Here is a 13,689-nt window from a genome sequence, read left to right as displayed (position 1 = left end):
ATAACAATAGCTTAGTTCTTCACTACTTTATTATTAATAAAATCCATTGTAATTTTGTATATTTCATCAGGAGCGTGTAAATAAATACTATGTGTACCTTCAATTATTTTCACATCAGCTATCAATAATTTGCTAGCAAACTCCTCATAATCTCTGTTTTTTTGCTTTGTATACTTCGAGTTTTTATTTTGCCTAGCAATCGCATCTATAAATAAAATTGGTGTTTCTTTTGGGAATGATAAGGAATTAGATTTGTTACTGTTATTGTAACTTTGTAAAAGTTCTTGCTTCATATCATCATTAAAAGCTTGTTTATATGAGAGCGCTTTATAAATAGTTTTTTCCTGTTCGGTTAAAAAGGATTGCTGAATTACTTCGGGATTATAAGTGATAGAAGGAACTAATCGCTGAAAACCAATTTTCGTTAAAATATTCATCCCTTTTATTCTTAATGAATCAACCGCGTCTATTTTATGAGTTACGTACTGGTTAGGTAAACCTATATCTAACGCAATAATCCCTTTTACTTCACTTGGGTATTTTTGTGCCCAATAAATAGTCTCTATACCCGATAGAGAGTGTGGCACTAAAATATAGGGAGGTTTATTTCCACTTCGAATAAGCGCTTCTCTCGTTTGTTCTAATATCGTATCAATATCCCTATCATCATGAAAAACATCACTGTATCCATAACCAGCTCTCTCAATTACAGAAATCTTATTTTCTTTAGAAAATTCACTATATAATCCTTTCAATTCATAAACAGGAACGGCAATTCCGGATCCGGACATAAATACAAACGTATCCTCCCCGCTCCCCTCGTTATAAACATTCACTTTTTTATTATTGAAATTAACAAGTTCCCCTTCATTGTTCATTAATTTCGATTCCATTTTTAATTGATAGTTATGATATATGAATACAGCGCCTGTTCCAAAGAAAATAATACTAATACACACAAAAAATATAATCTTTACTATCTTCAATAATTTTTTCATATGATACCCCTTTCAACTTATACTGAAAGGGTACAATATAAAAATAAATTTCTAATAAATTTTTGAAAATTAATATTTTCACTTTGTATCTAAGTATGGACTACTTTTAAAATTTCCAATTCAAATGCCTTTCTTAATATCTACGCAATTTCTTCAAAGTCTCCAATATATCATCTGTAAAGGCAGTAGCCCCTTCATTCTCTAAAGCTCTAAAATATAAACTTCTTAAGAAAACTCTAATATTTTGTACTAAAATAGCATGCTGAGGATTTCGGATGTCTTCAACAATTGCTATACTATGTAGCCAGTTGCTCCACTCTTCTTCAGTTAAAAGATTTTGATTACGTAACGACATAATTGGCGTTACTAATCTCTCATCCTCAAAGTGTATGTATACGTAGTCACTCATACGAACTTTTTGACGAACAGCAGCTAGTATTGCATATGAAAACTCACGATTTTGTATTGTACGTGCCAAAGCATCTAGTGCATCTGCCGCATGTGCAGTAGAATGTGCCCAGCCTTTTCCTTCTACGTAACCCCTTACATCTTCTTCTAAATAGACATATTCCAGAACTTGTTCTGCCACACTATACAGCTGTTCTTCAGATAACAACGGTTCTCTTTCATGAACAGATAATATAAGTGGTGGAATTAATACGGAGAACGCACGTTTAAATACAGAATCAGTTCCCTTTTCACCAATTTTATAAAATAAATAATCAGGACTAATCGCTTGTAACATTAATCCTCGTAATTCTTTTTGTCTAAATACATCATTTGTAATCCATGTGTGAAGCGTACTATATATCAAATCATCACGTAATTCAGCATCAGGTGATCCGATATAATCTAGCATCCACTGTGCATATGGATATGCGTCCACATCGGCTGGTACAGCATAATTATTATTTTTAATTTGTTGTAATTCTTCTTTTAGTTCTAGTGCTTCTGTCATTATATTTCCTGTCCCCTTTTTACGTTTTTTAACTTATTTTCGCCTTATCCCCTGTAATTTCCCTCATAAAATCAAGTCGATTTTTAATATAGTTTTAGTCCCTATCTTTCTATGAACTTGATTCAATTATATAAATTTCTCCCGAGAAATAAAAGGAAATACATTGGAACACCAAAGCTTCTCACTTTGTTTGCATGCATTTCATGTAAGTTTAAGTTATAAAATAAAGTATTTTTTTCATTTGTATTCAAACGGAGTTACAATCAAAATTTGAATCACTTTAGAACTTGTTTAATAAATTCTGTTTTAGCTTTTGTGTATGCTTCTCTATCTTGGTTAAACCTTTTAGCTAACTCTTGCTTTAGATTTGAATAATCATAAACTAATTGTGGATTTTCTCGTAAGCGGTTACGAAATAAAAGTTGTTGCTCCCATCGCTCAGTTCCTTTAACCATCAAATGTAGATGAGCTACACGCCTATTATTCTTAACTTTCACAAAGAACCTTCTCCAAGGTCTTTCATCTAATTCTGGTCCTACATAATGCCAATCATATATAGCCAATTTTGCTGAAATATCGATTACTCTATCAAATGAGTCTGTTTCAGCCATTAGGTCAATTATAGGTTTTGCAGGTAAACCAGGTATGGATGTACTTCCTATATGTATTACTTTGCTTATACCGAGAGGAGCAAGCAGTTCATGCAGTTGCTGTTCTTCACATCTCCCTTTATCTTGCCAATCAGGATTTGCATTAACTATCTCTACTGACTCATTCGCCCATACAGGCCAATCGTTCGGATTATCTTTTTTATCCACCCAACACATCCCCTTTCACGAACTTTTTGCTATATAAACGATTTTAAATTCCTTTAAATACAACTACCGGATCATCAAAATTACTATTCTGAAATATAACATTCGCACATTCTTTCGGATTATGCTCATCTATATACATCTTACAAGCCACATGATATCTGTTTATAAACATTTTCTCTGCTTCTTCATAACTTCCAAAAGCCTCAGTCTCGCGCTCTGCACCACGTTTTCTCGCAATCTCAAAATCTGTATCTACGAAAATTTTATAGTCAAATAGATACTCAATTTCTTTTTTCAATAAAAATGTTCCATCTACTATTAATACCATATTTTGAGAGGCCACTAGCGGTGCATTATGTACAGGGATGTCCGTTATTAAGTTATGAGATATCGTTTCATAATGTAAATTCCCATTAGGTCCTAAAGGCTTCAATAACCTTTCTTTAAAAGCTGAATAATCATGTGCATCTTCATAATATCCTCTTGCAGATTCTTTACCTTGCGTATAACGAATTGCTCTTAGGTTATGAAAATCATCAATGCTTGCACGTGTTACTGGTACTCCGCACTTTTTCATTTCCTCTGCTAGTTCATTTGCAAATGTTGTCTTTCCGGATGCTGTAATACCACTTACCCCGACTCTTATTGGATGAGTTAAGTTTAACGTTAAAATATGATCATCAATTTCTTTCATTCGTTGTTTTCGGTTCATGATATTCCCTCCCTACGATTAGTTTACATAACATAATTATCAGAAATAATATATGTCACTATTTGTCGGTAAGTCGATATTCTCTGTCGAATCGTCGATATATTGAAAAAATCGTTGATATATTATTATTAGCTTACTTCCCCTTAAACCCTCGATACAAAGCAGTTCGTAATTCCTGCTTATACTCCTCAATTTCTGGCATATCCAGCTCTTCTGCTAATCGAATTGCTAATTCAATATCATACGGTACACGTACGAGTTGAATGGAAAAACTCGCTGCTTCTTTTTCATTGTAAGTTCCTTCAAAAATTAAATAAGAAGCTTGTGTAATTTCAAGTGGGTTTCCTACGCTACCAGCATTACATAACGTTTTCCCTCTAAAATTTTGCACATACGCCTGGTGAACGTCACCGTAACAAACGACATCTGGTTTTCTTTCCCCTTCTATATTCTCTGTCAAATCACTATTTTCGAACATACTAACACGCTCTTCTCTTGAAGCGTGTGGTTGAATTCTTTCATACAAACTTCTCGGTGAAGCGTGAAACATACGAATGAGTTTTCCGCTCATATAAAACTCGATTGAAAATGGTAAACTTCTTAAATACTCATTTTGTTCTTCTGACAGTTGTTTTTGATGCCATTTTAACGCTTCGAATTCAGTCGGTTTTGTAATGAAATCATCCCAGTTTCCCATTACGGTTCCTTCACATTCTTTACGAACGATTTCAATTACTTCGCTAGAATGAGGACCTTTTCCTACTAAATCTCCAAGACAAATAATACGTTCAATTCCTCTTAATTTAATATCTTGCATCACAGATTCTAAAGCCGGAATATTACCATGAATATCTGAAATTATCGCAATTTTATCCAAATGAATCCCTCCGTTATTTATTGTTTATTATATCCGTATATTGTGATTGATACCATTTTGGAATATAGGATGAAAAATGATTATGATCTTCTAAAATTCTGTTTAATCTCTCTTTCATATCATCTACTAAATGTGGCGTACTTCGGTTTGTCCATACGATATCCGCTGGGAATGTCATTGCTGCATATAATGAATACAGTTTCCAAAAATGGAGTGACGGTTCACCTCCGCAATAACCGTGAACTTGACCAACCGCAAATGGTTTACTTATTCTTGTAGTAAAAATCGCTACATTATAAAAATCATGTATTGGATCGCCAAAATCATATCCACCAAAATCGATAACGATAAACTCCTTATTGTGAATCATACTATTTGCTGGGTGGTAATCATCGTGTAAAAATGTGATAGGACGATTTTTTAATAAATCTTTATGATTTTCTACAAAGGTTAATACTGGCTTCAAATCCAGAAAATTCACCTCGTAATCTGCTAATGCCTCTATGTATCTTTCGTATTTATTCCATCTAGATGTTTCCCATTTATTACTTGCACTTTCTCTTTCTATCGAGTGAATCCTCTTTAATATTTCACCTGCTTTTCTTCCTGCATTATACTGTTCCTCCACCGATAGCTTACCTAAGCCCTCTTCACCATTTACACCTCGGGTCCATTCAAATACTTGAACACATTTATTTAATTCCTCAAGTTTTATGAAATGAATTAACTTCGGCGTTGGAATATGTAATGACTCCAACTGTTTCATATACGTATATTCTTCTTGTTTTCGTTCAAAATTAGCAGAATCACACACTTTGACAAAATACGTTTCTCGATTCTCTAATTCAACTTTATATTTCTCTTCATGTGAAAACCCTTTTGTAATAGCTGTACATTTCACAATACGAGGCCACTCTATTTTTCTCTCTATCTCTCTTAAAATTTCTTCCACAAAGTTCACCTCTATTCATATATGTACAAACTACCTAGCACTTCACGCTTTCGTTTATTTTCCCCTTTAAACTCCACCGCAAACGGATATTCACCATGCTCCTTCAAGCGTTCTTGCACTAACCCTTCTCCAATCGGTTCACAAAACTGCACACTAATACCACCAAACACTACACTTTGACACTCAGCATTCCACTCTTCATTTCTTATAACTGAACTTACTGTTAATCCCATTACTTCTTTCCATTTCCGCACTGTTTCTCGAACATTTTTCACCGCATAATGAATCATTTCAATTTCTTCTACTTTGTTTTTATGTTCAGCGATCGTTCCTGTTTTACGTAAATCGTTTCTTCTTTCTTCATCTGTTTCATTCCATTGTATAAAGAATGGTATATTCGGTCCGTTCTCTTCCTGCTTTACAAACAACATTTTCCATTCTAAAAGGCGGCCATCTTTTCTTATACGTTTCCCTTCAATTGGCCCTATCGTATGTAAACCATGCTTACTAAACTTAGCTGCTAGTTCTTCAATTTCATCTGTTCGAATTGCGATTTGTAGCATTCCTTCTCCATTTTTTAATTTCACCACTGTTTCCTGTACTAATGGATTTTCTGCTTCTTTCGCTTTATCTTCATGCTGAACAGCTAAAAATTCTATATATGATAAATCAAAATAACATAAACTATTCCAGGTACCCCAGTTCGTATGCTCTCCGCCTAATGCAGTATGAAATCCACGCTCCTGCATTTGTTTTGCCGCTTCCTCCGGTGTGCCATGAACTGCGTGAACAAGATGATCAAATGCTAACATAGTCTTTCTCCCCTTTCTCTCCATCCTTTTATTGTATATTTTATTTTTATTTCGTTCAATTCAAAAAACTTTAAAACCTAGTTGATTTATACGATTAATATGTATTATAATAAAACAAATTTAATTATTGCTGATTGGAAAAACCAAAGGCACTTTTCTCATACGGGAAAAGTGCCTTTTTATTTATTATTACAGGGGGATTATTTATGCAGAAATTAATTATCTTTGCTATTATCGGATTTTTCGCTCAATTGATTGATGGAGCACTTGGAATGGCGTACGGGGTAACGTCTACTTCTTTATTATTAATGTTTGGTATCGCACCAGCTGTTGCATCTGCATCGGTTCATTTAGCTGAAGTCGTTACAACTGCGGCTTCTGGTGCATCTCACATCCGATTTGGAAACGTTGATAAATATACAGTTTCCAGGCTTACATTACCTGGAGCAATTGGTGCATTTGTTGGAGCATGTTTTTTAAGTAATTTACCTGGCAATGTAATTAAACCGTACATTTCCTTATTTTTATTTACTTTAGGGGTTTATATTTTGTTACGATTCATCATTCAAAAACAAATTGTTTCTTCAAATAAGCGTATGTCTGCTAAACAACTTGTACCGCTCGGTCTGTTCGCAGGATTCGTTGATTCAACTGGCGGTGGTGGCTGGGGACCTATTACGACACCTGTTCTTCTTGCAAGAGGAAATGATGCTAGAAAAGTTATTGGATCTGTAGATACGAGCGAATTTCCTGTTTCACTCGCTGCAACAATCGGCTTTTTCATCTCACTTGGCTGGGAACAAATAAGCTGGGTTTGGGTATTTGCTCTAATGCTTGGTGGTATTGTTGCCGCACCAATCGCCGCATGGTTAGTGCGCATTGTTCCTTCGCATTTACTTGGCGTACTCGTTGGCGGACTTATTATCTTTACGAATATACGTACATTACTTACATCATTTAAAGTTGATCCAACTATTATTACACTTTCTTATGTTGCAGTTGGTCTTATCGTTGTTATCTCTATTCTCATTTCTGTCCGTAACCATTCAAAGCATTCAACGATTGGCTATCCGGCAGATCAAAAACAAATGCTACCATAATTACGAAAAATACCGCCCGATTTACTTCGAGCGGTATTCTTTATTTTTCAATCTTCCAATTTATCATCGTTTCAGTACTATTTACTCTTTTCATATATAATTTCTTTAATACACGAATAGAGCTATAGTTATCACGGAGTGTCTCCGCTATAATCGTTTCCACTTCTCCTGTTTGAAAAGCCCATTTCATTAATTCACTAACTGCTTCTGTTGCATACCCTTTATTCCAATATTTCTCAATAAATCCGTAACCAATTTCTACTGTATGTTCCTCGTTCGGTTTCCCTTTAAATCCTATATCACCTAAAACGATGTCATCTTCTTTCCGAATAACATACCACGCGCCCCACGGTAATAAAGCCGCATCTTGTTTCACATTTTCTATATGCCCTAAAATATGCGGGCCACTATTGTATCCTTGATTATTCGCAATTTGAACCCGTTCTTCCGTACACTGGATAATATGTAATCTTTCCGTTTCTAATTTCATAACGATGTCCCCTTTTCAATTAAACAATACTACAATTTTACTATAAATATATAGAATATTCATTCTTTTTTGTGTGCACATATGTTTATTCTTTGAAACAAAATAAAAAACTAATCCCCTTTTAATAGTTATGTCGAATTATATTTTCTGAATTTTCTTTTAATTTTAAAGGGTTTTTCTATATTTTTTGCGAAACATTTGTATAACAATTTTTTCTTTGTTTATTGTTACATAACAGTAGGTTCGGGTGGAGTTTTGCAAGCGTTTCCTATACAATAACCGATATTTTTTGACTTTTCCTAACAAAATCCCTTGCAATATTTTCAGAAAATCATTACAATTGCCATATATTAAAAATCATAGCAATATATAAATCCTCATCAATCCGATGAGGTAGAGGTTGCAACTTTTAAGAGTAGAACGGCCGAGACACAGAGAATGTCACCCGACTCCGTTTGAAAGGAAAAGTTGCCGAAGTTTATATTTCATCTCTGGAAATATGAGCTGGGGCTGTCTCCGAAAGGAACAGAACTGTCACGTTTACAAAATTACCGTGTAGACGTGGGGTGCTATCTTAACGGAAGGGTATGATGGGGTGGTTATTTGTGAAACATTCCGCCTAATTCTTTTGGCGGTTTTTTGTATTTTTCTCCCCCGCTCCTTCCTATCTTACAAGAAAAGGAGTGTTGAACATGAATAGCGCAACGAATCAAGATACCTCTAAAACACAAACTACACAAGGACAAGGTGAATTAAAACGCGGATTAAAATCTCGTCACCTTACGATGATTTCTCTCGGTGGTACAATCGGTACCGGACTATTTCTTGCCAGCGGTGGTGTTATCCATTCAGCTGGTCCTGGCGGTGCATTAGTCGCATACGCCGCAATTGGAATTATGGTTTATTTCTTAATGACAAGCTTAGCAGAACTCGCAGCTTACATGCCTGTTACTGGATCTTTTAGCACTTATGCAACAAAATTTGTTGATCCATCACTTGGCTTTGCACTTGGATGGAACTATTGGTATAACTGGGCGATTACGATTGCAGCTGAACTAGCGGCCGTAACATTAATTATGAAATTTTGGTTTCCAGATACCCCTTCTCTCATTTGGAGTGGACTATGTTTAGCTATTATTTTTCTCTTAAACTATTTATCTGTTAAAGGTTTTGGTGAATCTGAATATTGGTTCGCACTTATTAAAGTAGTTACTATTATTATCTTTTTAATTGTCGGTTTTATGATGATTTTTGGAATTATGGGCGGCGAATCTGTCGGCTTTAAAAACTTCACTGTTGCAGATGCACCATTTAATGGCGGCATCATGGCAATTATCGGTGTATTTATGGCTGCTGGTTTCTCATTCCAAGGAACTGAATTATTAGGAGTAGCTGCTGGTGAAACTGCTGATCCAGAACGCAATATTCCAAAAGCAATTCGTTCTATCTTTTGGCGTATTTTATTATTCTACATCTTAGCAATTCTCGTTATCGGTTTATTAATTCCTTATACGACTGAAAGCCTTGCAGCGAGTGATGTTACAGTAAGTCCATTTACACTTGTATTTGAAAAAGCGGGCGTTGCCTTCGCTGCTTCTGTTATGAACGCTGTTATTTTAACTGCAGTACTTTCTGCTGGTAACTCTGGAATGTACGCATCAACTCGTATGCTTTGGGATTTAGCTCGCCAAGGAAAAGCACCAAAGTTCTTAGGCAAATTAGATAGCCGTGGTGTACCTGTTAACGCATTAATCGCAACATCAGTAGTTGGTAGCGTCGCTTTCATCGCTTCTTTATTCGGTGACGGTGTTGTATACATTTGGTTATTAAATGCTTCTGGGATGTCAGGATTTATTGCTTGGGTAGGGATTGCTATTAGTCATTACCGTTTCCGTAAAGCTTATATTGCACAAGGGAAAGATTTGAAAGATTTACCATATCAAGCGAAATGGTTCCCGTTCGGTCCAATCTTTGCATTTACACTTTGTGTTATCGTTATTTTAGGTCAAAACTACGGAGCATTTACGGGAGCAGCTATCGATTGGAACGGTGTACTTATTTCTTACATCGGTTTACCACTCTTCTTAGTACTATGGTTAGGTTATAAATTTATTAAGAAAACGAAAGTAATTCCACTTGATAAATGTGAACTGAAATAGAATTAAGTATAGCAAAACGAGCAAACAAATTTGTTTGCTCGTTTTTTATTACAATTCATCTCCCTTCCCTATTGCCACTGTTTTTGCAATAATAGAGGAAATATAACTAAAGGTTGGGATTACATGAACATTCGTATTACTGATGAAGCAATAGCAGCTATACATAGACTAGAACGTGAAGACAAAAAGATCATTCGCATTAGAGGTACAATGACAAACTCTTGTAGCATTTTCGTTGATGTTGATTTAATTTGGGATACATATAATGCGGATGATGTTGTATATGAAGATGAACAGCTTATTGTACAAATGGACTCATTCACGAAAGACTACACTGGTGGTACGTTAAAACTTGATTATAAGACGACTGGTTTTAGTATTACGACTCCGAGTGAGACGTTGGTATATGGATTGTCGATAAAAAAATAACAATTGTTTTTATCTGACCAATGAGGTGAAGAAATGGGCAAATACGTTCCATTAAAATTTTTATTCAACGAAGAATTAGCAGAAAAAATGGCTGATTCTATTTCTAAACACGTTCCTAATTTCTCTAAAAAAAAATTTGTAGATTCCGTAACATATAAAGTTGAAAATTTAGAGTTAAAGCAACGTGTCGAAGTAATAGCAGATGAATTACACAATGCATTACAAAAAGATTTTAATGAAGCAATACATATATTACTGAAAACATTAGGACCAGAAAACACAACAGAAGTAGGCACATTTACAAACGGATATATGTACATGCCTATCGCAAAATACGTTGAAAAATATGGGCTTAACGATTTTGACTCCTCATTCAACGCAATGTATGAAATAACAAAAAGAAATACTGCTGAATATGCCATTCGTCCTTATCTTGAAAAATACCATGAAGAAACCTTGGATATATTGCAACAGTGGTTACGTGACGAAAACAGCCACATCAGGAGATTAGTTTCAGAAGGTACTAGACCAAGACTTCCTTGGGCAAAAAAAATAGGAGCTCTGAAAGGTGACTTCAGAAATAATTTAAAGCTTCTTGAGCCATTAATGAATGACCCTTCTAAGTATGTTCAAAAATCCGTATCCAATCATATTAATGATATTACGAAAGAAGATAACGAACTCGTTTTTCAATGGTTGCAACAATTACTCGATAAACAGCATCCTGTTAACCCTTGGATTATGAAACATGGATTAAGAACGATGATAAAAAATGGCACTTTACCAAAAGATTTTTGTTTTTAAGTATTTATAAAGAAATCAACACTCTATATGAAAACAGCTAATAATAAAAACGTTTATACTTCATTTGGAAATATAAACGTTTTTTCTCTTTAAAACATTAACCTTGTCTTAAAATCTTATGAAACATTTCCGGTTTATGTTGATCAAAAGCATCTATTAATTCTTTTCCAAATATCGTTATACTCTTCTCCCACGGATGCCCTAAATAACCCCACTTAAATTCCTTCTGAATAAAGAAATAATAATCTCCATTTGGAAAAATCGGGATTGTCCACTCATCAAATTCATTTCTATCGAACTTTAAATGTGGATTTACCCAGTAACATTCATGTTGCCAATCAAGTGCCATTATATATTCATTCGATACCGTATTCTCTTTAAAAACTAGTAATGCTTTTTCTTCCAAATCGTCATATACATTTAAATCTACCGATTCTCCAAAGTAATGGGAAATATCATATGTCACAAAAGGACTTGGCACCTTAAATGATGGGAATATAGAAATACTTGGCGAAAACTCAAAATCACTATATACCCTATCCCATATTTGGTCGCTCTCTTTGTCTGTAAACTTCATCCAATTTTTCATTAAACAACTGCCTTCCCTTATAAGTTCAAAGGATTTCCACCCGATTATCCCGAATATATAAATAATCATTCTCGCAAGGAGCCAATTTATATGAATCTATTCGAACACGAAACGTAAAACCGCTTCATTTTAATAAGAGGTCCTCCATTTCTCTTTTCTTACTATATCATTCATTAACGAAATAGGAGGACATAATATGAAACGTGATCCATTATTTTCAGCACTATTAGAAAGTGCAAAGACAAATTTTAGCGGCTGGGATTTTTCTTTCATTTCAGAAACTGGCCGTATGAATAGCGAGCCTTTATCATGGTCGTACGGTAGCACTGCTTTCCAGCTTATGCAACGTGCAAAATCAATGCTAGATATGGGGACTGGCGGCGGAGAGTTTTTATCTATGTTACAACCGTTCCCGCCAACTATTTATGCGACTGAAGGCTACGCGCCGAATGTACCAATTGCACGCAAGAAATTAGAACCTTTAGGGGTTATAGTCGTAGAAGTGACCGATGATACTCCTTTACCATTTCAAGATGGTCAGTTTGATTTAATTGTGAATCAACATGATTCCTATTCTGCTTCTGAAGTGAAAAGAATTCTTTCCACCAATGGAACATTTCTTACACAACAAGTCGGTGGTCTTGATTGTGCTGATCTTAATGAGCAGTTGGGCACACCGCTGAATAGCGATTTTTCAAGTTGGTCACTCAAAACGGCATGTAATGAACTAAAGGAGAATGGATTTACTATTTTAGAGGCGAAGGAAGAGTTCCCTCTTCAGCGTTTTTATGATGTCGGTGCTGTTGTCTATTACTTACAAGCAATTCCATGGCAAATTCCTGATTTTACAGTAGAAAGCTATAACGAGGAATTGTATCGCATACATGAAATCATCTTGCAAAAAGGATATTTCGATGTGAAGCAACACCGCTTTATTATAAAAGCGAATTCTGTAGAGTAAAACTTGAATTAGCATTCCTTGTAAAAAAGCCAAATTCTTTATTGGAATTTGGCTTTTTCTTAGTATTTTAACGCGTCTTATCCTATTGAGAAATGAGATGTTTTTCATATCGTTTTTTCGTATCATCTTCTTTCAAAACAGCAGTTGTGTACTCAATAATATTCCGATTTTCATACGTAAATATATGATCTAAATTGTTGGCTTTTTGTTTCTATTTACTAGAAGTATGTTATCCCCTTTTCTAATGAAGCATATTGTGTACTTATACATATCATCATATCCTTTCTATTTCCTAACCGTTAACTTACTATAAAAGCGTTAATTATCATCCTCTTTATAGGAGCACCTGTAGGTTAAAAGGTCCATCTAATTCATTGATTGTTTTTTGAGGAAAATAAAATAAAAATACTAAACTAGTCTAGTATTTTCATTTTCGAAAAAGGATAATATATAAATTCCACCTTGCCAATAACGTTATCTTCTTCAATATAACCTAAACCATTTCGACTATCCTTACTATGTTCACGGTTGTCTCCCATTACAAATAACTTATTTGGCGGAATCTTTGTCTTCTGAAAGTTGTAAAACACTTGTGTATTATTATATAAATCTTTATTTATATAAGGTTCCTCTTGCTTTTTGTCATTTACGTATACAGTTCCATTCGTTATGTTAATTACGTCACCAGGAAGTCCTATTACGCGTTTCACATAATATTTCGACTCATCCTCTTCCTTAATAATGACGATTTCTCCGTGCTGTAAGCTAGAAAAATGTACCGCAGCTTTATTTACAAATACGTAGTCTTCTTCCTGTAAAGTTGGCTGCATTGATTTTCCTTCCACTTTACATAAAGTGAAAGACTGGTACGTTACTACTAGGACAAATATAAATAGTATGTACTTTCCCCAACCTCTCTTAATCTCCTCTTTCATATCCATTCCCACCTTATCAAAACACTTTTTAACTCAAAAATATATCACTGCACCTGTTCATTCGCGCAGTGATATACTACAATTTGAATTTTTTA

Annotated in this window: 15 protein-coding genes, 1 pseudogene and 1 riboswitch; of the genes and pseudogenes, 5 read left to right on the top strand and 11 right to left on the bottom strand. The window is 34.7% G+C overall.

Annotated elements, in window-relative coordinates; genetic code table 11:
• Positions 1-11 precede the first annotated feature (11 nt).
• The 7 genes from MKX77_RS09210 to MKX77_RS09180 form a co-directional block, all read right to left on the bottom strand.
• The gene (locus MKX77_RS09210) at positions 12-998 is read right to left on the bottom strand and encodes an alpha/beta fold hydrolase (RefSeq protein WP_341306403.1); all 987 of its coding nucleotides are present in this window, start codon (positions 996-998) and stop codon (positions 12-14) included.
• A 133-nt stretch (positions 999-1,131) separates the two neighbouring features.
• Positions 1,132-1,956: a DUF2785 domain-containing protein gene (locus MKX77_RS09205; protein ID WP_341306402.1), complete on the bottom strand. Its 825-nt coding sequence runs from the start codon at positions 1,954-1,956 to the stop codon at positions 1,132-1,134.
• 275 nt (positions 1,957-2,231) lie between these two features.
• Positions 2,232-2,774, bottom strand: a complete 543-nt coding sequence (locus MKX77_RS09200; protein WP_215553496.1) for a GrpB family protein — start codon at positions 2,772-2,774, stop codon at positions 2,232-2,234.
• Between the two features lie 43 nt (positions 2,775-2,817).
• Positions 2,818-3,486: an AAA family ATPase gene (locus MKX77_RS09195; RefSeq protein ID WP_341306401.1), complete on the bottom strand. Its 669-nt coding sequence runs from the start codon at positions 3,484-3,486 to the stop codon at positions 2,818-2,820.
• A 133-nt stretch (positions 3,487-3,619) separates the two neighbouring features.
• Positions 3,620-4,363, bottom strand: a complete 744-nt coding sequence (locus MKX77_RS09190) for a metallophosphoesterase family protein (protein WP_341306400.1) — start codon at positions 4,361-4,363, stop codon at positions 3,620-3,622.
• 13 nt (positions 4,364-4,376) lie between these two features.
• Positions 4,377-5,315 carry an aminoglycoside phosphotransferase family protein gene (locus MKX77_RS09185; protein ID WP_341306399.1) on the bottom strand — a complete coding sequence of 313 codons (939 nt, stop codon included), beginning with the start codon at positions 5,313-5,315 and terminating at the stop codon, positions 4,377-4,379.
• A gap of 11 nt (positions 5,316-5,326) precedes the next feature.
• Complete coding sequence (locus MKX77_RS09180) at positions 5,327-6,127, bottom strand: VOC family protein (RefSeq protein ID WP_341306398.1); 801 nt, start codon at positions 6,125-6,127, stop codon at positions 5,327-5,329.
• Between the two features lie 206 nt (positions 6,128-6,333).
• Between MKX77_RS09180 and MKX77_RS09175 the strand changes: the two genes are divergently transcribed.
• On the top strand, positions 6,334-7,227 hold the full coding sequence (locus tag MKX77_RS09175; protein ID WP_341306397.1) for a sulfite exporter TauE/SafE family protein: 894 nt from the start codon (positions 6,334-6,336) through the stop codon (positions 7,225-7,227).
• Positions 7,228-7,267: 40 nt separating this feature from the next.
• Here the strand turns inward: MKX77_RS09175 and MKX77_RS09170 are convergent, their stop codons facing one another.
• On the bottom strand, positions 7,268-7,717 hold the full coding sequence (locus tag MKX77_RS09170; RefSeq protein WP_341306396.1) for a GNAT family N-acetyltransferase: 450 nt from the start codon (positions 7,715-7,717) through the stop codon (positions 7,268-7,270).
• Between the two features lie 386 nt (positions 7,718-8,103).
• A riboswitch (Lysine riboswitch) is annotated at positions 8,104-8,297 on the top strand.
• A gap of 112 nt (positions 8,298-8,409) precedes the next feature.
• Between MKX77_RS09170 and MKX77_RS09165 the strand changes: the two genes are divergently transcribed.
• The 3 genes from MKX77_RS09165 (at position 8,410) to MKX77_RS09155 (ending at position 11,109) form a co-directional block, all read left to right on the top strand.
• A complete protein-coding gene (locus MKX77_RS09165) occupies positions 8,410-9,876 on the top strand; it encodes an amino acid permease (RefSeq protein ID WP_341306395.1) in 1,467 nt (488 codons plus the stop codon).
• Positions 9,877-9,999: 123 nt separating this feature from the next.
• On the top strand, positions 10,000-10,305 hold the full coding sequence (locus tag MKX77_RS09160; protein ID WP_341306394.1) for an iron-sulfur cluster biosynthesis family protein: 306 nt from the start codon (positions 10,000-10,002) through the stop codon (positions 10,303-10,305).
• Positions 10,306-10,338: 33 nt separating this feature from the next.
• On the top strand, positions 10,339-11,109 hold the full coding sequence (locus MKX77_RS09155; protein WP_341306393.1) for a DNA alkylation repair protein: 771 nt from the start codon (positions 10,339-10,341) through the stop codon (positions 11,107-11,109).
• A gap of 97 nt (positions 11,110-11,206) precedes the next feature.
• Here MKX77_RS09155 and MKX77_RS09150 read toward each other — a convergent pair whose 3' ends face one another.
• Positions 11,207-11,698, bottom strand: a complete 492-nt coding sequence (locus tag MKX77_RS09150) for a DUF2716 domain-containing protein (protein ID WP_341306392.1) — start codon at positions 11,696-11,698, stop codon at positions 11,207-11,209.
• A gap of 196 nt (positions 11,699-11,894) precedes the next feature.
• Here MKX77_RS09150 and MKX77_RS09145 point away from each other — a divergent pair, with 196 nt between their 5' ends.
• A complete protein-coding gene (locus MKX77_RS09145; protein WP_341306391.1) occupies positions 11,895-12,659 on the top strand; it encodes a class I SAM-dependent methyltransferase in 765 nt (254 codons plus the stop codon).
• An 82-nt stretch (positions 12,660-12,741) separates the two neighbouring features.
• Here MKX77_RS09145 and MKX77_RS30645 read toward each other — a convergent pair.
• Together MKX77_RS30645 and lepB are read right to left on the bottom strand one after the other, a co-directional pair.
• Positions 12,742-12,858 (bottom strand): annotated as a pseudogene (locus MKX77_RS30645) (NUDIX hydrolase); the annotation flags it as partial.
• 214 nt (positions 12,859-13,072) lie between these two features.
• Complete coding sequence (gene lepB, locus MKX77_RS09135) at positions 13,073-13,594, bottom strand: signal peptidase I (protein ID WP_070146696.1); 522 nt, start codon at positions 13,592-13,594, stop codon at positions 13,073-13,075.
• Between the last annotated feature and the right edge of the window lie 95 nt (positions 13,595-13,689).

It is taken from the genome of Bacillus sp. FSL R9-9410, assembly GCF_038050385.1.
Taxonomy (GTDB): domain Bacteria; phylum Bacillota; class Bacilli; order Bacillales; family Bacillaceae_G; genus Bacillus_A; species Bacillus_A cereus_U.
The sequence above is the reverse complement of the archived record's forward strand: the minus strand, read 5'-3'. Positions and strand labels throughout refer to the sequence as shown.